Here is a 24395-nt window from a genome sequence, read left to right as displayed (position 1 = left end):
CCTTTCAGGTGGCGGGCCTTTAACATCTGCGTCACCGCAAGTTTGCTGAAGCTTTCAGCAAGGGCTTTCGCGGTTCCCCACATGCCTTCAAGGACGAAGGAACCCCACATGGCACGCAGAATCCTCGCCGGGGCGGCCGCCCTCGCCGCGGCACTTGTCATGACCCCGGCCGCCGCGCACGCCTCCCCGCCCGGCACCAAGGACGTCACGGCCGTCCTCTTCGAGTGGAAGTACGACTCGGTGGCCAAGGAGTGCACCAGCACCCTCGGCCCCGCCGGCTACGGCTACGTCCAGGTCTCCCCGCCCGCCGAACACATACAGGGCCCGCAGTGGTGGACGTCGTACCAGCCGGTGTCGTACCGGATCGCCGGGCGGCTCGGTGACCGGGCCGCGTTCCAGAACATGGTGAACACCTGTCACGCGGCCGGGGTGAAGGTCGTCGTCGACACCGTCATCAACCACATGTCGGCGGGCAGCGGCACCGGCACCGGCGGCTCGTCGTACACGAAGTACAACTACCCCGGCCTGTACTCGTCGTACGACTTCGACGACTGCACCGCCCAGGTCAGCAACTACCAGGACCGCTGGAACGTCCAGCACTGCGAACTCGTCGGCCTCGCCGACCTGGACACCGGCGAGCCCTACGTCCGCGGCGCGATCGCCGGGTACATGAACGACCTGCTCTCCCTCGGCGCGGACGGCTTCCGCATCGACGCCGCCAAGCACATCGACGCCGCCGACCTCGCCAACATCAAGTCCCGGCTGACCAACCCGTCCGTCTACTTCAAGCAGGAGGTCATCTACGGCGCGGGCGAGGCCGTCCAGCCGACCGAGTACACCGGCAACGGCGACGTCCAGGAGTTCCGCTACGCCTACGACCTCAAGCGCGTCTTCACCAACGAGAAGCTCGCCTACCTGAAGAACTACGGGGAGGCCTGGGGCTACCTGAACAGTTCCGTCGCCGGCGTCTTCGTCGACAACCACGACACCGAACGCAACGGCTCCACCCTCAGCTACAAGGACGGCGCGAACTACACCCTCGCCAACGTCTTCATGCTGGCCTGGCCGTACGGCGCCCCCGACATCAACTCCGGCTACGAGTGGTCGGACGCGGACGCGGGCCCGCCGAACGGCGGCACGGTCAACGCCTGCTGGCAGGACGGCTGGAAGTGCCAGCACAAGTGGCCCGAGATCATCTCCATGGTCGGCTTCCGCAACGCCACCCGCGGCCAGGCCGTCACGAACTGGTGGGACGACGGCGGCAACGCGATCGCCTTCGGGCGCGGCAGCAAGGGCTTCGTGGCCATCAACCACGAGTCCTCGGCCCTCACCCGCACCTACCAGACATCCCTCCCGGCGGGGACCTACTGCAACGTCCAGAACAACACCCCGGTGACGGTGAACGGCTCCGGCGCCCTCACCGCCACGCTCGGCGCCAACACCGCGCTCGCCGTCTACGCGGGCAAGTCGAGCTGCTGAGGCCCGCCCCCACGGCCGGACCCCGGCGTCGTACGCGGCGACGCCGGGGCCCGCCGCGACGCCGGGCGCCCGGTGACAGGGGCGGTGCCGGACGCGGTAGACCGAGGGGCCGCCGGGGCGGAGAGGGCGCCGCTGCCAGGCGGAGTAATTCCGTGTGCGGGTGTCCGGCCCCGGTCCGAGGCTGGCCCCATGAGCATCCGTCCGTGGGTCGTCGTCGAGGCACCGGACGGTCGCGGCCTGCGCCGGGTCACCGTGGGCGGCAGCCCGGCGGGCAGCGCCTGGTCACTGCGTGAGCTGCGGAAACTGCTGGAACGCCGCGGCTACCCGGACGTGGACGTGGCGGACCCCGCGTCCGTGTGCTGGAGGGGAGGCGACAGCGCCACCTGGCCCGACCGGGCCTGGAGGCGGCGCACGGTCATGGCCGTGATGACGGCCGGGCTGCTGGCGTCCATGATCCTCACCGTGGTGATCGGGTGGCCGGACGCCTCCGGCGCCCTGACGTTCGCCCAGCGCATCACCGGGGCGCTGTTCGTCCTGGCGGGCGTGGTGCAGGGAGCCGGCGCGATCCTGGTGTCCGACCACTGGGGGCGACGGGAGTTCAAGAGCTCCGGGGCGATCGTCCTGCTCGGCGCCGTCATCGCGCTGGCCACGGACAGCCTGCTCATGCTGCTGTGGCTGGAGGAGAAGGAGTACACGCCCTATCTGCCGGCCTTCATACCGCTGTGGTGCTGGTCGCTGTGGGCGCTCGGCGTGCTGCTCCCGCAAAGGCCCTGGAGGGGGCTTCCGCAGCCCCGGAAATTCGCGGCGGGAGTGTTCGCGACGGCGCTCCTCACCGGCGTCAGCCTCGCCTACTCCACCCTGTACCAGCCCGCGATGGCCCCCATGCGGTTCTCGCTCAAGGCGGAGTTCGGGGCGGCGCGGCCGGACCGCTCCCTGCCTTTCGTCCAGGTACCGCTGAAACTCTCCGTCAAGAACACCGGGGACGTCTCGGTCTACCTCGTCATCAACGACTTCACCGTCTACGGCAGAACCGCCACGTACTCCGCGCGGGGCGACGCGTCGGCGGAAGGATGGAAGGAGAGCATCGACGCGCGGGAGGAGGAGGCGGAACGGCACGTGGACCGGCTGTCCTACCGCCGGCTGAGCAGCGGACGGTTCTACGAGCCCGGGGACGTGCTGGAAGCCGGACAGGAGGATATCCGGGAGCACGTGTTCCAGATGCCCCGCGACGTGCCCTACGACCTGCTCCACGTCGACCTGCAGATCACCTACATGAGGAAGGACCGGGGCCGGATCGACGTCGAGCACTTCAAGCAGCCGCACCCGTCGTGGCAGCACCCCCGCTACACCTGCCGGGCACCCGGCTGTCCCGCGGACACGCTCGCCTTCCACGGCAGGGTGCGCCACAACAACAACCTCGTCAACGTCACCCGCAGACCGCTGTATGTGACAGCGTTCTGGTCTCCGGCCGGAACCCCCGTGTACTCCGTCTCACCGTTCCACTTCACGGGCGGCTGGATCGATTATCCGGAGGAGAAGAGGGACCTGGACAGATTCGGCATCTCGACGCGTTACGCGGAGGCCGAGCTGTCCGTGGCGGAGCTGCTGCACGCTATATCTGCTGGGCCGCGCTGACCCAGGTCCCCGATTCGACGCCCGCGTCCTCGTCGAGCCGCACGGCCGCCTGCAGGCAGTCGAGTGCCGGAAGCCCGAGATCGAACAGGTCGCCCGCCGGTACCGTGCCGGCGAGCCGGGGGATCATCCGCTTGATGGCCAGTGAGGTGTCCTCCACCTTGTTGTCGTGCGCCAGTTGGGCGTACACGACAAGGGAGTCCTGTCCCGCTTCCCTGGACTTCCAGAAGTCCTGGACGCCTGCCGTGTCCCACGCGTGCGGAACCAGGCTCCGCAGATCCTTGGCGAGGGTGGCGTCCGGGACGGCCTCGAAGATGGAGTTGGTGCAGGCCTCGGCCGCCTTCCCGAGCGGTTCGTCCGGCAGACCCCGGGCGGAGAGGACCTCCTTCAGCTTCTTCTCCATGCGCCGCTTCTTGTCCGACGTCGCCTGGTCGTCGGACCCGCCGAGTGACGAACTGGTCTCGTGCGCGCTCTGCGCGAGCCCCTTGCGCTCGTCGTCGGACGAGCCTTGGTCGCTCGCGGCCTGCAACGCGGCCCCCACGGCCAGCATCGCCTGCCGCTGGGCGACGGTCGCTCTGGGGCTCAGCGTCCTCGCCGCCCCGAGCAGGCCGTTCGAGCCGCCGGCCAGGTGGCTCGCCAGCCCCCGATCCGTGGTGCGGTCGCCGAGGGGAGCCAGGGTGGAGGCCGACCTCGCCGCGAGCAAGGTGAGCAGGCGCCGAGCGTGGGGCGGTGTCGCCGCGTGGGTGGCCGAGTCGAGGGTGGAGGTCAGCTCCTTCACCAGCCCCGTCAACCGGTTGCGCACCTCCGGCGGGGTGCCGGGATCGGCGATCACCGCCAGCGCGGCGGCCGCGTGCCGGGCGCTGGTGAGCGTCCCGTCGCGCTCCTGAGGCGGAGTCCGCGTGTCGCTCACCGCGCGCAGCTCCGCGCTCAACTGCTCGACGGTGGGCACCAGTTCCTCGGGCACGTCCTGCTTCTTGCCGTCCAGATCCGCTGTCACGTCGTCGACTTCGCTCTGCTGTTGCCGCAGAGCGGCGGATCCCGAGCCGTCCCCGTCGCCAGGACCCGTCGGACCGGTCGGCGTGCCGGTGCCCGGCGTCTCGCCGGGCTGCGAGGTCCCGCTCGAGGGGGACGTCGGCGGAGGCGTGGACGGTGTCGGCGGCTCGGGCGGTGTCGTGGTCCCCGGCTCGTTCGGGGGCGACGGGGGAGGGGGCGTGGAGTCGGCAGGCGCCGAGGGCGCGAGCTGGCCCGCGCCGGTGGTGCCGGTCGCCGCGGTCGCCGGGTGGGCCGTCACCGGTCCCGCGGCCACCGCGAACGCGGTGAGCAGGACGGACGCACCGGTCAGGGGGAGGGGGTGTCGCCGGGGGGTTCTGGTCATCGCGGATCCAGAGGGGCTGCTCGTGGGCTCCGGAGAGACGCTTGGTGAACGGTCTGCGCCACACCAGCCACTCTTCTCCCGTCGGGCCCGTCCCGCAACGGCACGCGGCCACCCTGACCGGGCCGGCCGAGACTCCGGTCGAGCGCGCTGTGAAAGTTCTTGCCGCATGTTTCAGACCTCTTGCTGTAAGCCTTTCGGCAGCGATACGGTCCCCCGGGCGCCCGGCAGCGCAGCCGCGTCACAGCGCCGGGGTCGGACCCGAACGAGCCGTGAGCACAAGGAGTCTCCGCCTGTGATACCGAGATGGCCGGCGCGCGGGACGCGCCGCAGTGCACGGAGCAGACGAGCCGCAGCCGTCACCGCAGCCGCCCTCGCGGCCGCGCTGGTGCAGCCGCTGGCCGCCCACGCCGACGCCCCGCCCCCGCCGCCCTCCGACGCGGCGCTCGCCGCGCAGCCCGCCCGGCACGACGCCACCCGCGAGCAGTTCTACTTCGTCATGCCGGACCGCTTCGCCAACGGCGACACCGCCAACGACCGCGGCGGACTGACCGGTTCGCGCCTGGCCACCGGCTACGACCCCACCGACAAGGGCTTCTACCAGGGCGGCGACCTCAAGGGCCTGACCCGGCGCCTGGACTACATCAAGGGCCTGGGCACCACCGCCATCTGGATGGCACCCATCTTCAAGAACCGGCCCGTGCAGGGCACCGGAGCCAACGCCTCGGCGGGCTACCACGGTTACTGGATCACCGACTTCACCCAGGTCGACCCGCACTTCGGCACCAACGACGACCTCAGGACGCTCATCGCCCGGGCCCACGCCAAGGGCATGAAGGTCTTCTTCGACGTCATCACCAACCACACCGCCGACCTCGTCGACTACGAGCCCGCGTCCTACGACTACCTCTCCAAGGGCGCCTTCCCGTACCTCACCAAGGACGGCCGCCCCTTCGACGACGCCGACTACGCGGACGGCAAGCGGACGTTCCCCGCCGTGGACGACGGTTCCTTCCCGCGCACCCCGAAGGTGACCGCCCGCGCCAAGGTCCCCGCCTGGCTCAACGACCCGGCGATGTACCACAACCGGGGCGACTCGACCTACGCCGGCGAGTCCACCACCTACGGCGACTTCTCCGGCCTGGACGACCTGTGGACCGAGCGTCCCGAAGTCGTCCACGGCATGGAGAAGATCTACGAACGGTGGGTGAAGGACTTCGCCGTCGACGGCTTCCGCATCGACACCGTCAAGCACGTGAACATGGAGTTCTGGACCCAGTGGGCGACGGCACTGGACGCGTACGCGGCCCGGCACGGCCGTGAGAACTTCTTCATGTTCGGCGAGGTGTACTCCGCCGACACGTCCGTCACCTCGCCGTACGTCACCCAGGGCCGGCTCGACGCGACCCTCGACTTCCCCTTCCAGGACGCGGCCCGCTCCTACGCCTCGCAGGGCGGCAGCGCGCAGAAGCTCGCGAAGGTCTTCGCCGACGACTACCGGTACACGACGGACAAGGCCAACGCCTACGAGCAGGTCACCTTCCTCGGCAACCACGACATGGGCCGCATCGGGTCGTTCCTGAAGCAGGACAACCCCAAGGCCGGCGACGCCGAACTCCTCGCCAAGGACAAGCTCGCCAACGAGCTGATGTTCCTCTCCCGCGGCAACCCGGTCGTCTACTACGGCGACGAGCAGGGCTTCACCGGCTCCGGCGGCGACAAGGACGCCCGCCAGACGATGTTCGCCTCGAAGGTCGCCGACTACCTCGACGACGACGAGATCGGCACCGACCGCACCCACGCCAGCGACGCCTACGACACCTCCGCCCCGCTCTACCGGCAGATCAGCGCCCTGGCCGCGCTGCGCAGGGCCAACCCGGCGCTGACCGACGGCGTGCAGCAGGAGCGGTACGCGGCCGACGGGCCCGGCATCTACGCCGTCTCCCGCACGGACGCCCGCACCGGCCAGGAGTACCTGGTCGCCTTCAACAACGCGGGCTCCGAGCAGACGGCGACCTTCGCTGCCGGGTCGGCCGGCATGGCGTACCGGGGCGTCTACGGCGCCGACGGGACCCTCCGGACGGACGCCGACAAGAAGCTCACCCTCACCGTCCCGGCCGGTTCCGCCGTCGTCTACAAGGCGGCCGGCAAGCTCGCCGCCCCCGCCACCGAGCCGTCCCTCACCCTGACCGCCCCGGCCCCCGGCGCCACCGGGACGGTGGACCTCACCGCCGACGTGACCGGCGGCGCGCTCGACCGGGTCGTCTTCGCCGCCCAGGCCGGCGACGCGAAGTGGCAGATCCTCGGCTCCGCCGACCACGCGCCCTACAAGGTCACCCAGACCCTCGGCAAGGACGTCCCGGCCGGCACCGCCCTGCGCTACAAGGCCGTCGTGACCGACTCCGCCGGGCACATCGCGAGCGCCACGGCGAGCAGCACCACCGGCACGCCGCCCGCACCGCAGCCGCCCACCGCCTCCTCCCGCGACTACGCGATCGTGCACTACAAGCGTGCCGACGGCGACTACGCGGACTGGGGCCTGTACGCCTGGGGCGACCTCGCCGACGGCGAGGCGACGAACTGGCCGGCCAGCCACCCCTTCACCGGCCGCGACGCCTACGGCGCCTTCGCCTACGTCAAGCTGAGGCCGGGTGCCCAGAACGTCGGTTTCCTTGTCGTCGACAAGGACGGCAACAAGGACGTCTCCGCCGACCGGACCATCGACGTCACCCGGACCGGCGAGGTGTGGGTCGAGCAGGGGAAGACCGACGTCCTGACGGACCGGCCCGCCTACCCGGCGCGGGACACCACCAAGGCGGTCGTCCACTACCACCGCGCCGACGGCGACTACGACGGCTGGGGCCTGCACGTGTGGACGGGCGCCGCGAACCCCACCGACTGGTCCAAGCCGCTGCAGCCGGTGCGCACCGACGCCTACGGCGCCGTCTACGAGGTGCCGCTCGCCGCCGGCGCGACCAGCCTCAGCTACATCCTCCACAAGGGCGACGCCAAGGACCTGCCCACCGACCAGTCCCTGGACCTGAAGGCCAGTGGTCACGAGGTGTGGCTGCTGGCCGGGCAGGAGAAGTACCTGCTGCCGCAGCCGCAGGGCTCCTCCGCCGCACTCGACCCGGCCACCTCCAAGGCGGTCTGGATCGACCGGGACACCGTCGCCTGGAACGGCTCCGACGCCGCCGCCTCCACCCAGCTGCTCTCCTCCCGCGACGGCTCGATCACCGTCCGGGGCGGGACGCTGACCAGCGACGACGAGCGCTGGATCCGGCTGAGCAGGACCACGCTCACCGACGCCCAGAAGGCGAAGTTCCCGCAGCTGAAGGACTACACCGCCTGGCACGTCGACCCGCGCGACCGCGACCGGGTGCGCGAGGCGCTGCGCGGCCAGCTCGTCGCCTCCCAGCGCGCCGCGAACGGCGCCGTACTGGCCGCGACCGGCGTGCAGATCGCCGGCGTCCTGGACGACCTGTACCCGGGCGCGACCAAGGCCCGCCTCGGGCCGGTGTTCCGCGGCGGCAGGCCGACGCTCGCCGTGTGGGCGCCGACGGCGCAGAGCGTGTCGCTGGAGCTGGACGGCTCGCTCAAGGCCATGCACCGCGACGCCGCGACCGGCGTCTGGTCCGTCACCGGCCCGGCCTCCTGGAAGAACAAGCCGTACCGGTACGTCGTGAAGGTGTGGGCGCCCAGCGTCCGCGAGGTCGTCACCAACCGGGTCACCGACCCGTACTCCGTCGCCCTGACCGCCGACTCCGCGCGCAGCCTCGTCGTCGACCTCGGAGACAAGTCCCTCGCGCCGAAGGGCTGGTCCACGACGGCCAAGCCGAAGGCGGTGCCGCTGCGGGACGCGCAGATCCAGGAGCTGCACATCCGGGACTTCTCGGCGGAGGACCCGACGGTCCCCGCCCAGGACCGGGGCACCTACCGGGCCTTCACGGTCGCCGGCAGCGACGGCTCGAAGCACCTGCGGGAGCTGGCCCGGGCCGGCACCTCCTACGTGCACCTGCTGCCCGCGTTCGACATCGCGACGATCCCCGAGAAGAAGGCCGACCAGGCCACCCCGGACTGCGACCTCGCCGCCCTGCCGGCCGACTCCGACCGGCAGCAGGAGTGCGTGACGAAGAGCGCCGCGAAGGACGCCTACAACTGGGGCTACGACCCGTACCACTACACCGTCCCCGAGGGCTCCTACGCCACCGACCCGGACGGCACGGCCCGCACGGTGCAGTTCCGTGAGATGGTCCAGTCGCTCAACCGGGACGGGCTGCGCGTCGTCATGGACGTCGTCTACAACCACACGGCGGCCGCCGGCCAGGCGGACACCTCGGTGCTGGACCAGGTCGTGCCCGGCTACTACCAGCGGCTCCTGGCCGACGGCTCGGTGGCCACCAGCACCTGCTGCGCGAACACCGCGCCCGAGAACGCCATGATGGGCAAGCTGGTCGTCGACTCCATCGTCACCTGGGCCAAGGAGTACAAGGTCGACGGGTTCCGCTTCGACCTCATGGGCCACCACCCCAAGGCCAACATCCTCGCCGTCCGCAAGGCGCTGGACGCGCTCACCCCGGACAAGGACGGCGTCGACGGCAAGCGGATCATCCTGTACGGCGAGGGCTGGAACTTCGGCGAGGTCGCCAACGACGCCCGCTTCGTGCAGGCGACGCAGGCCCACATGGCCGGCACCGGCATCGCCACCTTCTCCGACCGCGCCCGTGACGCCGTGCGCGGCGGCAGCCCCTTCGACGCCGACCCCGGCGCCCAGGGCTTCGCGAGCGGGCTGTACACCGACCCGAACTCCTCCACCGTCAACGGCACCCCGGCCGAGCAGAAGGCGCGCCTGCTGCACGACCAGGACCTGATCAAGGTCGGCCTGTCCGGGAACCTGGCGAGGTACCACTTCACGGACTCGGGCGGCAAGGAGGTCACCGGCGCCGAGATCGACTACAACGGCGCCCCCGCCGGATACGCGGCCGACCCCGGCGACGCCCTCGCCTATGTCGACGCGCACGACAACGAGGCGCTGTTCGACGCGCTCGCCTACAAGCTGCCCGCCTCCACGAACGCCGCCGACCGGTCCCGCATGCAGGTCCTGGCGATGGCCACCGCCGCCCTCTCACAGGGCCCGGCGCTCTCCCAGGCCGGCACCGACCTGCTGCGCTCGAAGTCGCTGGACCGCAACTCCTTCGACAGCGGCGACTGGTTCAACGCCATCCACTGGAACTGCGCCGACGGCAACGGCTTCGGCCGCGGACTGCCGCCGGCCGCCGACAACGCGTCCAAGTGGCCGTACGCCAAGCCGCTGCTGGGCACGGTCAGGGTCGGCTGCCCGCAGATCGACGGCGCGTCCGCCGCGTACCGGGACCTGCTGAAGATCCGGACGACCGAGCCGGACTTCTCCCTCGCGACCGCCGCGCGGGTGCAGTCCCGGCTCTCCTTCCCGCTGTCCGGGAAGGACGAGACACCCGGCGTGATCACCATGCGCCTCGGTGACCTGGTCGTCGTCTTCAACGCGACGCCCGAGCGGCAGGAGCAGCGGATCGCCGGCCTCGCCGGGACGGCGTACGGGCTGCACCCGGTGCAGGCGACGGGGTCCGACCCGGTCGTCAAGGGCGCGTCCTTCCAGGCGGCGACCGGCACCTTCACGGTTCCGGCGCGGACGGTCGCGGTCTTCCGGCAGCTGGACTGATCCGACGGTCGCGGTCGGCCGTCACCTAGGCTGACCGCGACCGCCGTAGAACAGGAGTGCTCATGCCGCAGATCACCGTCGACTACTCCGGGAGTCTGGCCGACGGCTTCGACCGGACCGGGTTCGCCCGGGCCGTGCACGAGGCCACGGTCGAGATCGCGGCCGCGAAGCCGCCCGCGTGCAAGACGCAGTTCCGCCGGACCGAGGGCACCGTCGTCGGCCCGGACGCCGGGGGCCACGCCATCGTGCACATCACGATCGGGCTGCTGGCCGGCCGCACCGAGGAGACCAAGGCGCGGCTGGCCGAGCAGGTGCTGGAGCTGCTGCGGCAGCACCTGAAGCCCACCGAGGGCCTCGCCCTGCACGCCTCCGCCGAGATCCGCGACCTCGACGCGTCCTACCGCAAGTACGACGCCTAGGCGGCGAGTGAGATGAGCCGGGTGACCAGGTCCGCGAAGGGCCCGTCGCCCGGCTCGTCCTTGAGGACCCGGCGCAGCAGCGCCCCCATCTCCTCGTCGTACGCCGCGCTCACCGCGAGGAGCGCGGCGAAGTCGTGCACGAGCTGTGTCTGCAGCTCCGCGCGCGGGATGCGCCGGCCGTCCAGCCAGATCAGCGCGGTGGACTCGGCGAGCGAGATCCAGGAGCGGATCACCAGCTCCAGGCGCGCGGGCGGCTCCTCGACGCCCAGGTGCGCCAGGATCTGGACGTAGGCGGCCTGCCGTACCGAGTCGATGAGCGCGTTGGTGGTGGAGGAGCCGACGGCCGGGCCGCCGCGCATCAGGGCCGAGAAGCCGGGGCCGTGGTCGTCGACGAAGTCGAAGAAGCGGGCCATCACGCGCAGCAGCCGGGCGCCCAGCGGCCCCTCGTGCGGCTCCACGAAACGGGCCGCCAGTTCGTCCGAGGCACGCTGCAACGCGGCCTCGTACAGGCTGAGTTTGCCGGGGAAGTAGTGGTACACGAGCGGGCGCGAGATGCCCGCGGCCGACGCTATCTCGTCGATCGAGACCTCGTCGGGCGAGCGGCGGCTGAACAGCTCGAGGGCCACGCCGATCAGCTGCTGCCGTCGCTCCTCGACGCCCATTCGGCGGCGTGCCCCGGTAGTCATGCGAACACCTTACCGATCGGATCCGGCCGCCCACGGACCCGATCGGTAAGGGATGTTCACATATCGAGCACCAGCCGGTCGCCGCGAGCGCGGGAGACACAGATCAGCATCGAGTCGTCGCGCTCCGCGTCCGTCAGCAGCTCGTCGCGGTGGTCCACCTCGCCCTCCAGCACCCGCTGCTGGCAGGTGCCGCAGAAACCCTGCTCGCAGGAGTACGCGGTGTCGGGGAGCTCGGCGCGCACGGCGGCCAGCACGGTGGAGTCCTCGGCGACGGCCACCACCCGTCCGCTGCGCCGCAGTTCGACCTCGAAGGCGCCGCCGGACGCCGACTTCGGCGTGAACCGTTCCAGGTGGACGTGCGGCACCCGCTCCTCCACCGCCGCCATCAGCCCCTGCGGCCCGCAGCAGTACACGGCCGTGTCCTCGGGCAGGTCCCCGAGCCAGGCGTCGAGGTCCGGCAGCCCGGCCTCGTCCTCGGCGACGACGGTAACCCGGTCACCGCCGAGTGTGACGATCTCCGCCAGGAACGGCATCGAGGCCCGGCTGCGGCCGCCGTACAGCAGCCGCCAGTCGGCGCCCTGCGCGGTGAGCGCGCGCAGCATCGGCAGGATCGGGGTGATGCCGATGCCGCCGGCGACGAAGACGTGACGCGGCGCCCTCGTCAGCGGGAACCGGTTGCGCGGGCCGCGGACCTCCAGCTCCATGCCCTCGCGGACCTGCTCGTGCACCTCGCGCGAGCCGCCCCGCCCGTCCGTCACCAGCCGCGTGGCCACCGTGTACGAGGAGGTGTCCTCCGGGTCGCCGCACAGCGAGTACTGCCGCACCAGACCGGACGGCAGCACCAGGTCCAGATGCGCGCCGGGCTCCCAGCGCGGCAGGTCGTGTCCCTCCAGCCGGAGTTGGACGACGTCGTCGGCGATTTCCTCGTGCCCGGTCACCAGCAGCGTCAGCGCCCGGGTCCGCGGCCGGCCGCTGATCGGCGTGTCCAGCGCGGGCATCGGCCACAGCGGCGAGGCCCGGACGCGGCGGCGCAGCGCCCGCCGGGCGAGCAGCGCGGCCCCGGCGACGACCACGACGGTGCGCGGCTTCGGCATCAGGCGGTCCCCTTCTCTGCCGCGAGGGCTGCGGGGGACGCGGCGAGGTAGGCGACGGCCTGCTCGGTGCAGCCCTCCTGGGAGGGGTGGTAGCTCCGGCTCAGATAGCGCGGGATCGACTTCAGCATGTCCTCGGCCGACGGCAGCACACCGTGCCGGCCGCGTACGTAGAACTCCCGGAACGTGGGCTTGCCGTCCAGCAGGGTCGGGTCGTTCCCCATGAAGAACCGCACCCCGCGCTGCCACAGGAACACCAGCGCCGTGAACGCGGTCGCCCAGGTGCGCGCCCGCCGCCGGTAGCTGCCGTCGACGTGCAGGAACAGGTCGAAGGCGACCGAGCGGTGCTCGACCTCCTCGGCGCCGTGCCAGCGCAGCAGGTCCAGCATCGTCGGGTCGGCGCCGCGCCGGTCCAGCTCCTCGGCGTTCAGCACCCAGTCGCCGAGGAAGGCGGTGTAGTGCTCGATCGCCGCGATCAGCGCGACCCGCTCCATCAGCCACCAGCGGCGCGCCCGGCCCGGCGGCAGCGTCCGGTCGCCGAGCAGCTTCTCGAAGAACCAGTCGACCTGCGCGGTGTACGGCGTCGGGTCGAGCCCCTGTTCGCGCAGGTGCGGCAGGACCTCGTCGTGGGCCTGGGAGTGCATCGCCTCCTGCCCGATGAACCCGATGACGTCCTCGCGCAGCCGCTCGTCCCGGATGTAGGGCAGCACCTGCTTGTAGACGTGCACGAACCAGCGCTCCCCGGCCGGCAGCAGCAGATGCAGCACGTTGATGGTGTGCGTGGTGAACGGATCCCCGGGCACCCAGTGCAGCGGCGTGTGCTCCCAGGAGAAGGACACCTTCCGGGCCTTGAGCGGTATCCGCTCCTCCTGGACCGGCTGGGGCGCCCGGGCGGCCTGCTTGTTAGACATGGCGTCAATGTACTGATGGGTAGGCCGAGGGGGAACCCCTTGCGCACCAGCTTGTTGACGCCGCTGTCAGCAACTCGCAGGGCCGTCGGCTGCCGCGCGGCGCATGGGCTGGTGGACTAGTGGAGTCCGCCGATCTCCCGGCCGTCGTCCAGGGTGCCCTTCAGCTCCGCCTGGAGCCCCTGCTGGGCGCGCACCGCGAGGACATGGCCCTGAGCGCTCGCCTTCAGACCGCCCGTGGTGGTGATCGACGCGGTGTCCTTGCCGCCCGCGGCGAGCAGGTACCAGGTCCCGCCCTGCGACTTCCACAGCACCCCGGCGAGCACCTGCGGATCGCGCGGCCCGCACGCCGCCACGTCCTCGGCCTTCGCCGCCACCGCCCCGTAGGTACCGCCCGGCGTGTGGAACTGCGCCAGCACCCGCGCGCCGCCCCCGCGCCAGGTCTCGGCCCGGGTGCACACCCAGTCCGCCGTGCCGCCCCCGCCCGGCAGCTTCTGCTCGGCGTACCCCCAGGCGTTCACCGACCTGACGCCCTGCGAGCGCACCGCGCCCAGCGAGCAGGCGTACGGCGCCCACGCGCCCAGGCTCTCGGCACCGTTCACCTCGTGCTCCTTGCCGGGGTGGCCCACGGTGAGGCGGGCGGGCATCAGCTCGCCGAGGTCGGTCAGCACATGCGTGCCGGTGTCGTCGGTGACCTGCAGCGCGTTCCACGACGTGCACGGGCCGGGCTTCGTCGCCGGGCTGGCCATGGGCGAGGTGACCCCGTCCGTCAGGGTCAGGTCCGTCGCTCCGGCGGCCGGCTTCATCAGGTTCCGCTCGGCCGTCTGCGTCACCCAGGGGGCGGTGAGATAGCGGACGTTGCCGTCGGCCCGGCCCAGCACCACCGCGTCCGTCTCCGCGCCGCTCGCGCCGTCCGCGCGGGCGAAGTCCAGCGCCGCGCCCTCGGTGCCGTCCTTCGGCTCGGCGTAGCGGGCGATGCGCAGCCCGTCGTACAGGATCACCACGTGCGCGTTGTCGACGGTGCCCGCGTACAGCAGCTGCGGCGGGCCGGCCGGGCCGCCGGAGGGGGTGCCGGGGGTCGCCGAGACGCGGACCGTCTCGCCGGGGCGGGCCCACACGGCCAGGGCGCGGCGCAGCAGGGACGTGTCACCGGTCAGGTCGCCGCGCGCCGGCCACACCGAGAAGTCGGTGCGCGACGCCGTCTTCCACGCGCCCGGCACGGCCTTCACCAGCCGGCCCGGGTCGAGGGCGGCCTCGGCGGCCGGGTTCTGCGCGTACACCGGGGCGGCCGCGCCGTCCGCGCCCCAGCCGCCACCGGGCAGCGCCACCAGCGCGCCGCACACGGCGAGGGCCGCGGCGGCGGCGAGCGCGGCCCGGGTGTGCTGGCGCCGGCGCATCAGATCCGTCGGCCGCGCCTGCAGCGAGCACGGGTCGAACTCCGGCGAGGCCAGCAGCCCGTACTGCGCGGGTACGCCGTCGGCCTCCCGCAGCGCCGCGTCCACGTCGTCGGCGCCGGCCGCCGTGAGCACGCGGCGCACCTCGTCGTCGGGCAGCTGCTCCAGGCCGCGCAGCGCGTAGACGGCACGCGCCGCGGCGGTCAGTGCCGACAGCCGCTGGTCCAGGGCGAGTTCGTCCGCGCCGCCCGAGCGCGGGAACAGGCGCAGGCCCCACACCTGTGGCAGCAGCGGCGGCAGCTGGGCCCGCTTCAGCCGGCCGCGAAGCCCGAGCGGTAGCCCGGCCTCCAGCGCCGCGCGCAGCACCTGCCGGCGCAGGAAGGCGTACCCCGGGTCGCTGTCGCGGCCCGTTGACTGGGCCGGGATGGCGGGGGTGGCTTCCTTGCCCCGCGGCAGGGCCCGCTGGGTGAGGGCGTGGGCGGTCAGGACGCGCCGGCCGCGGCCGAGGCCCGGCGGCAGCACCAGATAGGCGAGCCGCACGAGCCGCGGGTAGTGCTCGACGAGCGCGGCCTCGGCCTGCTCGACGTCGACGACCGGGCCGGCGGGGGACGATGAGGGGCGCGGGGCGACATCCTGTGACTGCACGTTCAGCAGAACGAGCGAATCGGTGGATGGTCACCCGCCGCCCGGGCGCGTCAGGCCTCCGGCTCGACCAGCGCGCGGGCGTAGTTGGCCATCGACCGCTGGTAGCGCGGCAGATGCGGGGCCAGCGCGCCCAGCACCAGGGACAGCCCCTCGCGGTCGCGGCCCAGGCTCGACAGGCACAGGGCGAGCACGGCCCGTACCGCGTCGTCCAACTCGTCGGACGGGGCGTCCAGTTCGGGCGTCAGCAGCTTGACGCCCTCCTCCGGCCGGCCGACGTTGCGCAGGGAACTGGACAGCTGGATCTTCGCCCGCCGCCCCCGGTATCCGTCCAGGCCGCGCGCCAGCGCCTCCTGGTACAGCGGGACGGCACGGTCGGAGTGGCCGGTCGAGTCGAAGGCGCAGGCCCGCTCGAAGGGGCCCAGTGGGCTGTCCTCGGGCAGCTCGGCGACGAGCGCGTCGATCACGGCACGGAACCGAACCGCCTGCTCCTGCGGGTAGCCGTCGAAGGCGGCCCAGGCCGCGGCCACCCGGTCTTCCCAGTCCTGGTTCACCGGCCCACTCTCGCACAGGGGTACGGACGTGCGGAACCGGATTGAGCGCCGGGCGCGTGGCAGCCGTATCGACAGGCGTCCCGCACCCGCCGTACCCGGAGGACACACATGAGACCGACCCGACCGATGCTCGCCGTGACCGCCGCCCTGGCCGCGCTGGCGGTCGCGGGCTGCGGCGCCGGCGGCGGCCAGGACGACGCCGTACCGCCGACGGCGACCGGCAGTCTGGAGCACCTCGCGGCCGAGGCGAAGTGCCGGCCGCACATGCAGACCGACGCCGACGAGATCCGCCAGGCCATCTGCACCACCGCCAAGGGGAAGTTCGTGCTCGCCACCTTCGCCACCGACCGCGGTCAGCGGGAGTGGATCAACGAGGCGAAGGACTACGGCGGTCACTACCTCGTCGGCCGCAAGTGGGTCGCCGTCGGCGACGACGGCGTGGTCGGCGCGCTGCGCTCCACGCTGGGCGGCACCGTCGAGCAGGGCGCCCAGCACGGGGGGCACCCGGGCCACTGAGTCCGTTCGTGGCATACGAAAGCCGGCGGTGGGGGAGTGGCACCGCCGGCTTTCGCATGTGGGGGGTTCAGGGGGTCACTGGCACTTCTGGCCCCGGTTGATGCAGTTCGCGACCTTGCTGTTGAGGGTGCCGGACATCACGTTGATGAAGTCGTCGTGGTCCGTGATCGCCTTGTGCAGCTGCTCCGGGAAGCCGTCGACCGCGTAGGCGTTCTTCACCTGCCCGTTGCTGATCACCGGCGCCGGCACGTCGTACACCAGGCGCATGGTCAGCTGCGGGATCGCCTTGAAGCCGTTGCCGCAGCGGCCGTTCGCGTCGGCGAAGGCCACGTGGGTGCGGTGGTTGGCGCTGTCGATGTTCTGGCCGTCCCAGCAGGACTGGAAGGCGAACGTGCGCACCACGCTGCTGCCCTGGGGACAGATCGGGTACTTGTCGGTGAGCTGGACCTTGTTCTCGAAGCCGGTGCAGCTCCAGTGCGCGTTGGCGTTGCCGGGGCCGTTGGTGAAGGCCTTGGCGTCGCCGGTGATGATGCGCAGGAACTGCGGCATCGCGACGACCTTGCCGGCGGGGTTGCCGACGAACTTGATCTGGGCCTGCCTGGCGAGCAGGATCTTGCCGACGTTGCCCTCCTTGCCGCCGCCGTCGTTGTTCTGGTCGAAGTCCTGCGTGCCGTTCTGCACCCGCAGCACCGGCCAGTAGTACGACGACTTGTCCTGCTGGTTCTGGCAGGTGGTCTCGGCCGCGGCGAAGGTGTTGTTGTCGGCGAAGGCGTCGTTCGACTGGTTGCCGACGTAGTCGTGCAGATGGTGCGCGCCGTTCTTGACGCCCGGGGCCACGATCACGTTGTCGGTGTTGTGGTTGCCGTTGGCGTTCACCCCGCACCGGGTGGTGAAGGAGCCGGTCGAGGCGTTGCGCATCGCGCGGGGCTTGGCGGCGACGTTCGGCGGCACCTTGGTGATGTCGACGAAGTCGGCGGCGGAGGGGCCGTTGCCGGCCTGGCCGCCGCTGTTCTGGCCGCCCTGCTGGCCGTTGTTCTGGCCACCGTTGTTCTGACCGCCCTGCCAGCCGTTGTTCTGGCCGCCCTGCTGCTGGCCGCCGCCCGTCTGGCCGCCGCCCGTCTGGCCGCCGTTGTTCTGACCGCCGTTGTTCTGGCCGCCGGTCGTCTGCGGCTGGTCGGCTGGGCTGGCCGTGCAGGAGGCGAGGCCGTCCAGCCGGTCGGGGGCGTTGCCGCCGACCCGGTTGATCTCCAGCTGGATGCGGTCGATGATCGCCGCCCGCCGGTCCTTGAGCGGCTGGAGGATGGAGTTCTGCACAAAGCTCGCGTCGCGCGTCTGCGCGTCGCGCGTCGTCGCCAGCCGCTGGTAGGCGTCGGTGATCTGGCGGTCCAGATTGGCCAGTTCGCCGTCCACCTCGGTGCGCGCCCGACCCGGCACGTCCGTCAGCTGCTGACCGACGTCCGGGCAGGAGATCGTCGCCACCTGGGCGGCCGCCGCCTTGGTGCGGTTGCCCCAGGCATCGTGCGACTCGTGGGCCGACGCGTAGAAGTTCGCCCAGACCAGCCCGCCCCCGCCGAGCGCTAGAGCCGCCGATGCGGCTATGGCCTTGCCGGCCATCGACGAGCGGCGTTTTCGTGTGTTGCGTCCCATGGAACTCCTCTGACTTCCTTACGGGCTTCCGGGGCGGCAGCGAGGCGCCCGAGGGGTGAAGCGGCGCCCTCTGATACGCAAGCGGCTCCAGAGGCGTTCAAAGCCCGTGAGATTCAGTGGAGTTGCAGATCGGCCTCCAGCTCGCGCGGAGTGAGCCGGGCCGGCGGCCGGTCCTCACGCCGCCCGTTGCGGGAACCCTCTGGCCGGGCGCGCGCGGGGTCCGCACGGGGCCGGGGACCCCGTCAGGGGGTGGTGCCGGGTACACCCCCGCCGATGCCCAGCACCTTCGCCTCGACCTGCGGATCGAGCCCCCTGACCGTGCGGTCCGGCCGCAGGGGTGCCGTGCCGCCGAGCGCGCGCAGCCAGTGCCAGGTATCGGCGACGGTCTCACCGACCGGCCGGCAGCGCAGACCCGTGGCGAGGGCCCGGGAGACGTCGGCGCCGTGCAGCGCGTCGTGCAGGTCGCTGCCCGGCGGCACCCACACCGGCAGCTGCACCCACGGTTCGACGCCCGCGTCGAGGATCGTCCGGGGGTCGGTCCAGCGCAGTTCGGCCGGGCCCGAGGTGGCTCGCACGCAGGACTCCAGCAACGCGCCCATGGTGGCGTGCCCCGAGGGGCTGATCACGTGGTACGGCCCGCTCAGCTCCCGCTCCACGGCCCCGAGCGTCCACGCGGCGAGGTCGCGGACGTCGATGAACTGCAGCGGCAGGTCCCGGGGGCCGGGCGCGAGCACGGGGCCGCCCCGGGCGATCCGGTTCAGCCACCAGGGCAGCCGGCCGACGTTCTCGTACGGCCCGAGGATCAGCCCGGCCCGTACCAGCAGCGCACGGTCCGTCCCGAACTCCGCGACGGCCGCCAGCTCGCCGCCGCGTTTGTCACGGGCGTAGTCGGTGTGGCCGGCGTCGGGGGAGGCGCCCTCGACGAGCGGCGCGTCCTCGCCGTACCCGGCGGGCGGCGCCCACGCGTACACCGAGCAGCTGGAGACGTACACGTACCGCGCGGCGCGGTCCCGCAGCAGCCGTGCCGTGTCCCGTACCGCGCGGGGCGCCGACGACCAGGTGTCGACGACGGCGTCCCAGCGCATCTCCGGGCCGGCCAGGGCGGTGAGGCCGCCGGGGATGGTGCGGTCGCCGTGCAGCGACCGCACCCCGGGCGGCGCCGCGTGCCGTCCCCGGTGGAAGACGGTCACCTCCCAGCCGCGGTCGAGGGCCGCCTCGGCCACGGCCCGCCCCACGAACTCCGTACCGCCCAGCACCAGAAGTCTCATACGGGTGACTGTGCCGGAGCCGGGCGCGGGGCGGAACCGTGTTCTGCTCCGGGCAGAGGGGTCAGCGGCCGGCCGGCGGCGCGTACTTGTAGCCGACGCGGCGCACCGTCTGGATCGCCTTGCGGTGCTCGGCGCCCAGCTTGCGGCGCAGGCGGGCGACGTGGACGTCGACGGTGCGGCCGTCGCCCACGTGGCCGTAGCCCCACACCGTGGTGACGAGCTGGTCGCGGGTGTGCACCCGGTGCGGGTTCGCCACCAGATGCGCCAGCAGCTCGAACTCCAGGTAGGTCAGATCGAGTCGGCGCCCGCCGACCCAGGCGGTGCGCTGCACGGTGTCGATCCGCACGAGCGGTTCTTCGAGACCCGCGCCGGACGCGTCCGGCACCGGCCGGCCCGGCACCGGCTGTTCGGGCACGGCCACCGGCAGGAACGGCGGCTGCTGGTCGGCCGGGACGAGCACCAGGTAGCCCACCATCGGCGGCCGGCCGGGCAGGGTGGGCAGGGCGTGCTGCGGGGCCGGCAGCCAGGTCGCGCCGGGCGGCAGGAAGTCCGCCACGTCGACCACCTCGTCCCGGTCGACGGCGCGCAGCCGGTGACGGGCGGCCGGGGCCGGGGCGGAGGCGGGGGCGGGCAGGGTGGCGGTGCTGAGGGAACGGGTGGTCGCCATGAGAGGTCAGCTCTTTCGCGCGAGAAGTTCGTCGTTCGTCGGACAGATCGACGGCGGCGATTCGTGGTCGCGGCCCGTCGGGGACGTACGGCTTGTCGCGCCGGCCGAAGGCCGGGGATTACGGCTTTAGAGGGCCGGCGCGTTCGTCGCGCGGCAACACACCCGGTCGAAGTCGTGGTGCTGACGGGAAGGCCAGAAGGGCTCGAGGTCGTGGCGACCTGTCGCGGAGTACTTCTGGAAGCCGGTCATGGACTTATTGAAGCAGACATGAGCCGTTGGCAGGAGTCCTCCTCTCACTTCGTGGACACCCGCCCGGCCCGGCAACGCGAAGGGCGCCCACCACGACGGTGGACGCCCCTCGTGCGAAGACGGGGTGGATCAGACCTGGCCGGCCTTCTCCAGCGCCGAGCAGCAGGTGTCGACGAGCAGCCGCGTCACGACGTACGGGTCGACGTTGGCGTTGGGACGGCGGTCCTCGATGTAGCCCTTGCCGTCCTTCTCGACCTGCCACGGGATGCGGACCGAGGCGCCGCGGTCGGAGACGCCGTAGGAGTACTTGTCCCAGGGGGCGGTCTCGTGCAGGCCGGTCAGGCGGGCGTCGATGCCGGCGCCGTAGTGCTTGACGTGGTCGAGCGGCTTGGAGCCCTCGCCGAGCGCCTCGCACGCGGTGATGATCGCGTCGTAGCCCTCGCGCATCGCCTTGGTGGAGAAGTTGGTGTGCGCGCCCGCGCCGTTCCAGTCGCCCTTGACCGGCTTGGGGTCCAGGGTGGCGGCGATGCCGAAGTCCTCGGCGGTGCGGTACAGCAGCCAGCGGGCCACCCACATCTGGTCGGAGACCTCCAGCGGGGCGAGCGGGCCGACCTGGAACTCCCACTGGCCCGGCATGACCTCGGCGTTGATGCCGGAGATGCCCAGGCCCGCCTTCAGGCAGTTGTCCAGGTGCGCCTCGACGACGTCACGGCCGAAGATCTCGTCGGAGCCGACGCCGCAGTAGTAGCCGCCCTGCGGGGCCGGGAAGCCGCCCTTGGGGAAGCCCAGCGGGTAGCCGTCCTTGAAGAAGGTGTACTCCTGCTCGATGCCGAAGATCGGCTCCTGCGCGGCGAACCGCTCCTCGAGCTCGGCGAGCTGCGCCCGGGTGTTGCTCGGGTGCGGCGTCATGTCCGTGTCCAGGACCTCGCACAGCACCAGGATGTCGTCGCCGCCGCGGATCGGGTCCGGGCAGCTGAAGACCGGCCGCAGCACACAGTCCGAGGAGTGGCCCTCGGCCTGGTTGGTGGAGGACCCGTCGAAGCCCCACAGCGGCAGCGCGTCCAGGCCGGCGGGGGCGTCCGTGATGATCTTCGTCTTGGAACGGAGCTTGGCCGTCGGCTCGGTGCCGTCGATCCAGATGTACTCAGCCTTGAAGGTCATCGGGGCCACATCCTTAACATGGGTCTGGCGCACTGCGGGTGCTGCGGCGCTGCGGCACTGGGCGCCGCGGTGGATGTCGGCAGACTGCCAACAGGCGATTTCCCGTCCATTGCTCGAATGTGAACCCCGTGTTACCTGGGGGTGGTGTGGCACGTCTCACGTCGCCGGGCGGGCGGCTGTGAGGAGGGGCGTGACGGGTGCCGAGCGCGCCCGGATTCGTATGCGATGCGGTTGAGCGGCGACAGCGTGGGCCTGCGCCCCCTGGTTCAGGAGTCGTCGGCCGCCGCCTCCCGCACCCCGGCGAGGAAGCCGCGGATCGCCGCCCGCTCGCGGTCGTCGTAACTTGCGAGCAGGTCGACTGTCCGGCCGATGAGTGGTCCGAAGAAGTCCTGGCCCAGTCGTACGGCCCGCTCGTCCACCTCGACGACGACCGTCCGCCGGTCCATCCGGCCCCGGGTGCGCCGGGCGTGCCCGGCCCGCTCCAGCCGGTCGACGAGGGCCGTCGTCCCGGCCGAGTTCAGCCCGAGCTCGGCGCCGAGGCGGCCGGCCGTCATCTCCTCACCAGCCCGCCGAGCGTCCATCAGCGCGATCAGGGCCCGCACATCGGTCGGGTGCATGCCGTTGCGCTGGGCGAAGCGGGCGCTGTGCAGCCCCAGCTCGACCGCCACCGCGCGCAGCAGGTGGACGATCTCCATCTCGGGTCCGGGGGACACCACGGCCGGCCTCCGCTATCGTCTCGCTCAACAAGAATCTTGCTCAGCGAGATAATAGGGGGTGCGGCGATGAGCGACCGCTTCGACCCGGACGGTTTCCGGGCGGCGTACGACACGGTCATGGCGAAGTGGCCGGCGGAGCGGGAGACGGTCCTCGTACCCACCCCGTACGGCACGGCGTACGTCAACGTCTGCGGCCCCCGCGACGCGCCCCCGCTGCTGCTCCTGCCCGGCGGTGGGGGCGCGACCTCGGCCTCCTGGTACGCCCAGGCCGCCGAACTGGCCCGCACCCGGCGCGTGTACGCCGTCGACCTGCCCGGCGCCCCGGGCCGCAGCGAGGTGCCCGCCGGCCGCCGCCCCCGCACGGCCGCCGACCTGTGCGACTGGCTCCAGGCGCTGCTGGACGGCCTCGGCGCCGGCCCCGCGACCGACCTCGGCGGGCACTCCTACGGCGCCTGGATCGCCGTCCACTTCGCGCTGCGCTCGCCCGGCCGGGTGCGCCGCCTGTTCCTCCTGGACCCGACACAGTGCTTCGCCGGGTTCAAGGCGGCGTACCTGCTGCACGCGCTGCCGATGCTGCTGCGGCCCGCTCCCCACCGCACCCGGGCCTTCCTGGCCTGGGAGACGTCGGGGGCGCGGCTGGACTCCGACTGGCTGCGGTTGCAGGAGGCGGCCACCGGCTTCCCCGCCGTCAAGCCGGTCACCGGCCCCCGCCCGGCCCCGCAGGCGCTGCGGGGCCTGGACGTGCCGGTCCTGCTGCTCGTGGCCGCGAACAGCAGGACCCACGACCCGCAGGAGGTGGCGGCCAGGGCGGAGGCGTTGCTGCCGCGGGCGGACGTGGAGGTCGTACCGGACGTCTCCCACCACGCGCTGCCGCACGCCGCGCCTCCGCACCTGGGCCGCCGCCTCAGCGGATTCCTCAGCGACTGAGCCGACCGAGCCGACCGAGCTGCCTGAGGCGAGCGAAGCGACTGAAGCGACTGACCTTGTCCACGGGCCTCACCCCACCTTCTCGATCAGCGCCCGGCGGATCAGGAACTTGCCGGGCTCGCGGACCTGTTCGAAGGCCGCGTTGTTCAGCAGCGCGCAGCTGCCGGAGACCGACGTGACCTGGACGGTCGTGGACTTGTTGTTGTCCAGGTTGGTGACCCTCAGCGTCGTCCCGGCCGGGAACTGGTTGCTGGACGCGGCCGGGGCGCCGCCCTCACCGGAGAGGGTGACCGTCGAGCCCTTGCAGACCTGCTGGGCAGAGGCGGCGGCACCGCCACCGTTTCCCGCCCCGGCGGCCTGCGAGGGCGGCGCGGACTGCTGCCCCATCTGCTGCCCGCCCTGCCCCTGCTGCCCGGTCTGGCCCTGTCCGCCGCCCTGGCCCTGCTGCCCCGACTGCTGTCCGTTCTGCCCGGCTTGGGAGTCCTGAGCCGACTCCCCGACCGCGCAGCCGGACGCCGCCTGCTGGCGCTTGATCTCCTCGATGACCGCCTGGCGGTTGGCGATCCGCGCCTGCGACTGGGCGTCGGGGGCGGCCCGCTGGCCGTCGATGAACTTCTGGTTGTTGCCGAGGGCGGTGGCGAGCCCCTGGCACACGCCCGAGTCGGCGGACAGGGTCCGCGGTGGCGGGGAGGCGTTCGAGGTGCTCGCCATGGCGAAGGCGCCGCCGCCGGCCACCGCCGCGGCCGTGACCAGCAGCGCGAGCTTCTTCTTCGTACTGAGCGTTCTCCTGCGCGACATGCGCGCCTCCTGAAGAGGTAGGGGAGCGTACGCCGCTATGTACGAGATACCGAACGGAGTTGCTCAGCGGTCACGGCGACCGCCGAAGTGGCCTGCGTCACAAGGCACTTCGGGGCCCCGGACACCGGCCGCCGCGCGCCTCACCGGGACAGCGCGTCGCGTACGGCCTCCTCCGAACGGCCCACCACCGCCGAGCCGTCGTCGGCCGTGATGATGGGACGCTGGATCAGCTTCGGATGCCCGGCCAGGGCCGTGATCCAGCGGCCCCGCGCGGAGTCGTCCTTCGGCCAGTCCGCCAGGCCCAGCTCCTTGGCCTCCGCCTCCCCGGTGCGGGTGATGTCCCACGGCTCCAGCCGCAGCCGCTCCAGTACGTCCCTGATCTCGTCCTCGCTCGGCACGTCCTCGAGGTAGCGGCGGACGGTGTAGTCGGCGCCCTCGGCGTCGAGCAGGCTGATGGCGCTGCGGCACTTGGAGCACGCCGGGTTGATCCAGATTTCCATGCCGCTCACGCTACCGGGCGGGTCGGCGGTCGGGTGGATACGGCTCCGGTCCCCGGCGAGACCTGTTCGAA

General features: G+C 72.2%; 19 protein-coding genes. 6 read left to right on the top strand and 13 right to left on the bottom strand.

Annotated features, from left to right (window positions below):
* Positions 1-108 precede the first annotated feature (108 nt).
* Positions 109-1479: an alpha-amylase gene (locus tag AC0B9F_RS01850; RefSeq protein ID WP_471998241.1), complete on the top strand. Its 1371-nt coding sequence runs from the start codon at positions 109-111 to the stop codon at positions 1477-1479.
* A 189-nt stretch (positions 1480-1668) separates the two neighbouring features.
* Complete coding sequence (locus AC0B9F_RS01845) at positions 1669-3114, top strand: hypothetical protein (protein WP_471998240.1); 1446 nt, start codon at positions 1669-1671, stop codon at positions 3112-3114.
* Here the strand turns inward: AC0B9F_RS01845 and AC0B9F_RS01840 are convergent.
* Positions 3092-4486 carry a hypothetical protein gene (locus AC0B9F_RS01840; protein WP_471998239.1) on the bottom strand — a complete coding sequence of 465 codons (1395 nt, stop codon included), beginning with the start codon at positions 4484-4486 and terminating at the stop codon, positions 3092-3094. The two genes, AC0B9F_RS01845 and AC0B9F_RS01840, sit on opposite strands and share 23 nt — an antisense overlap.
* Before the next feature lie 292 nt (positions 4487-4778).
* Between AC0B9F_RS01840 and pulA the strand changes: the two genes are divergently transcribed.
* Together pulA and AC0B9F_RS01830 are read left to right on the top strand one after the other, a co-directional pair.
* Complete coding sequence (gene pulA, locus AC0B9F_RS01835; RefSeq protein ID WP_471998238.1) at positions 4779-10181, top strand: pullulanase-type alpha-1,6-glucosidase; 5403 nt, start codon at positions 4779-4781, stop codon at positions 10179-10181.
* A gap of 62 nt (positions 10182-10243) precedes the next feature.
* The gene (locus AC0B9F_RS01830) at positions 10244-10600 is read left to right on the top strand and encodes a 5-carboxymethyl-2-hydroxymuconate Delta-isomerase (protein ID WP_471998237.1); all 357 of its coding nucleotides are present in this window, start codon (positions 10244-10246) and stop codon (positions 10598-10600) included.
* Here AC0B9F_RS01830 and AC0B9F_RS01825 read toward each other — a convergent pair.
* The 5 genes from AC0B9F_RS01825 to AC0B9F_RS01805 all read right to left on the bottom strand — a co-directional run bounded on the left by AC0B9F_RS01825 (position 10597) and on the right by AC0B9F_RS01805 (position 15893).
* Positions 10597-11286 (bottom strand): TetR/AcrR family transcriptional regulator, encoded by a 690-nt coding sequence (locus tag AC0B9F_RS01825; RefSeq protein ID WP_471998236.1) that lies wholly within the window; start codon positions 11284-11286, stop codon positions 10597-10599. The two genes, AC0B9F_RS01830 and AC0B9F_RS01825, sit on opposite strands and share 4 nt — an antisense overlap.
* 56 nt (positions 11287-11342) lie before the next feature.
* Positions 11343-12380, bottom strand: coding sequence for a PDR/VanB family oxidoreductase (locus AC0B9F_RS01820; RefSeq protein WP_471998235.1), 1038 nt, complete (start codon positions 12378-12380; stop codon positions 11343-11345).
* Positions 12380-13288 (bottom strand): metal-dependent hydrolase, encoded by a 909-nt coding sequence (locus AC0B9F_RS01815; RefSeq protein ID WP_471998234.1) that lies wholly within the window; start codon positions 13286-13288, stop codon positions 12380-12382. Before AC0B9F_RS01815 ends, AC0B9F_RS01820 begins: the two co-directional genes overlap by 1 nt.
* Before the next feature lie 116 nt (positions 13289-13404).
* Positions 13405-15324: a hypothetical protein gene (locus tag AC0B9F_RS01810; protein WP_471998233.1), complete on the bottom strand. Its 1920-nt coding sequence runs from the start codon at positions 15322-15324 to the stop codon at positions 13405-13407.
* A 50-nt stretch (positions 15325-15374) separates the two neighbouring features.
* Positions 15375-15893 (bottom strand): tetratricopeptide repeat protein, encoded by a 519-nt coding sequence (locus AC0B9F_RS01805; RefSeq protein ID WP_471998982.1) that lies wholly within the window; start codon positions 15891-15893, stop codon positions 15375-15377.
* Positions 15894-15983: 90 nt separating this feature from the next.
* On the opposite strand from AC0B9F_RS01805, the gene AC0B9F_RS01800 reads away from it, so the two are divergent.
* Complete coding sequence (locus AC0B9F_RS01800; RefSeq protein ID WP_471998232.1) at positions 15984-16391, top strand: hypothetical protein; 408 nt, start codon at positions 15984-15986, stop codon at positions 16389-16391.
* Positions 16392-16466: 75 nt separating this feature from the next.
* Here the strand turns inward: AC0B9F_RS01800 and AC0B9F_RS01795 are convergent, their stop codons facing one another.
* The 5 genes from AC0B9F_RS01795 to AC0B9F_RS01775 all read right to left on the bottom strand — a co-directional run bounded on the left by AC0B9F_RS01795 (position 16467) and on the right by AC0B9F_RS01775 (position 22078).
* Positions 16467-18038: a DUF1996 domain-containing protein gene (locus AC0B9F_RS01795; RefSeq protein WP_471998231.1), complete on the bottom strand. Its 1572-nt coding sequence runs from the start codon at positions 18036-18038 to the stop codon at positions 16467-16469.
* 242 nt (positions 18039-18280) lie between these two features.
* Complete coding sequence (locus tag AC0B9F_RS01790) at positions 18281-19306, bottom strand: SDR family oxidoreductase (RefSeq protein WP_471998230.1); 1026 nt, start codon at positions 19304-19306, stop codon at positions 18281-18283.
* A 61-nt stretch (positions 19307-19367) separates the two neighbouring features.
* The gene (locus tag AC0B9F_RS01785; RefSeq protein WP_471998229.1) at positions 19368-19973 is read right to left on the bottom strand and encodes a winged helix-turn-helix domain-containing protein; all 606 of its coding nucleotides are present in this window, start codon (positions 19971-19973) and stop codon (positions 19368-19370) included.
* 378 nt (positions 19974-20351) lie between these two features.
* Positions 20352-21383 carry a glutamine synthetase gene (gene glnII / locus AC0B9F_RS01780; RefSeq protein ID WP_471998228.1) on the bottom strand — a complete coding sequence of 344 codons (1032 nt, stop codon included), beginning with the start codon at positions 21381-21383 and terminating at the stop codon, positions 20352-20354.
* A 266-nt stretch (positions 21384-21649) separates the two neighbouring features.
* Positions 21650-22078 carry a MarR family transcriptional regulator gene (locus AC0B9F_RS01775; RefSeq protein WP_471998981.1) on the bottom strand — a complete coding sequence of 143 codons (429 nt, stop codon included), beginning with the start codon at positions 22076-22078 and terminating at the stop codon, positions 21650-21652.
* Between the two features lie 87 nt (positions 22079-22165).
* On the opposite strand from AC0B9F_RS01775, the gene AC0B9F_RS01770 reads away from it, so the two are divergent.
* Entirely contained in the window at positions 22166-23026 is an 861-nt protein-coding gene (locus AC0B9F_RS01770; protein WP_471998227.1) for an alpha/beta fold hydrolase, read from the top strand.
* A 69-nt stretch (positions 23027-23095) separates the two neighbouring features.
* Here the strand turns inward: AC0B9F_RS01770 and AC0B9F_RS01765 are convergent, their stop codons facing one another.
* Both AC0B9F_RS01765 and AC0B9F_RS01760 read right to left on the bottom strand, forming a co-directional pair.
* Positions 23096-23824, bottom strand: coding sequence for an RlpA-like double-psi beta-barrel domain-containing protein (locus AC0B9F_RS01765; protein ID WP_471998226.1), 729 nt, complete (start codon positions 23822-23824; stop codon positions 23096-23098).
* A 140-nt stretch (positions 23825-23964) separates the two neighbouring features.
* Positions 23965-24324 (bottom strand): arsenate reductase family protein, encoded by a 360-nt coding sequence (locus AC0B9F_RS01760; RefSeq protein WP_471998225.1) that lies wholly within the window; start codon positions 24322-24324, stop codon positions 23965-23967.
* Positions 24325-24395 lie beyond the last annotated feature (71 nt).

The sequence above is a fragment of the Streptomyces sp. NPDC097129 genome (assembly GCF_055668065.1).
The sequence above is the reverse complement of the archived record's forward strand: the minus strand, read 5'-3'. Positions and strand labels throughout refer to the sequence as shown.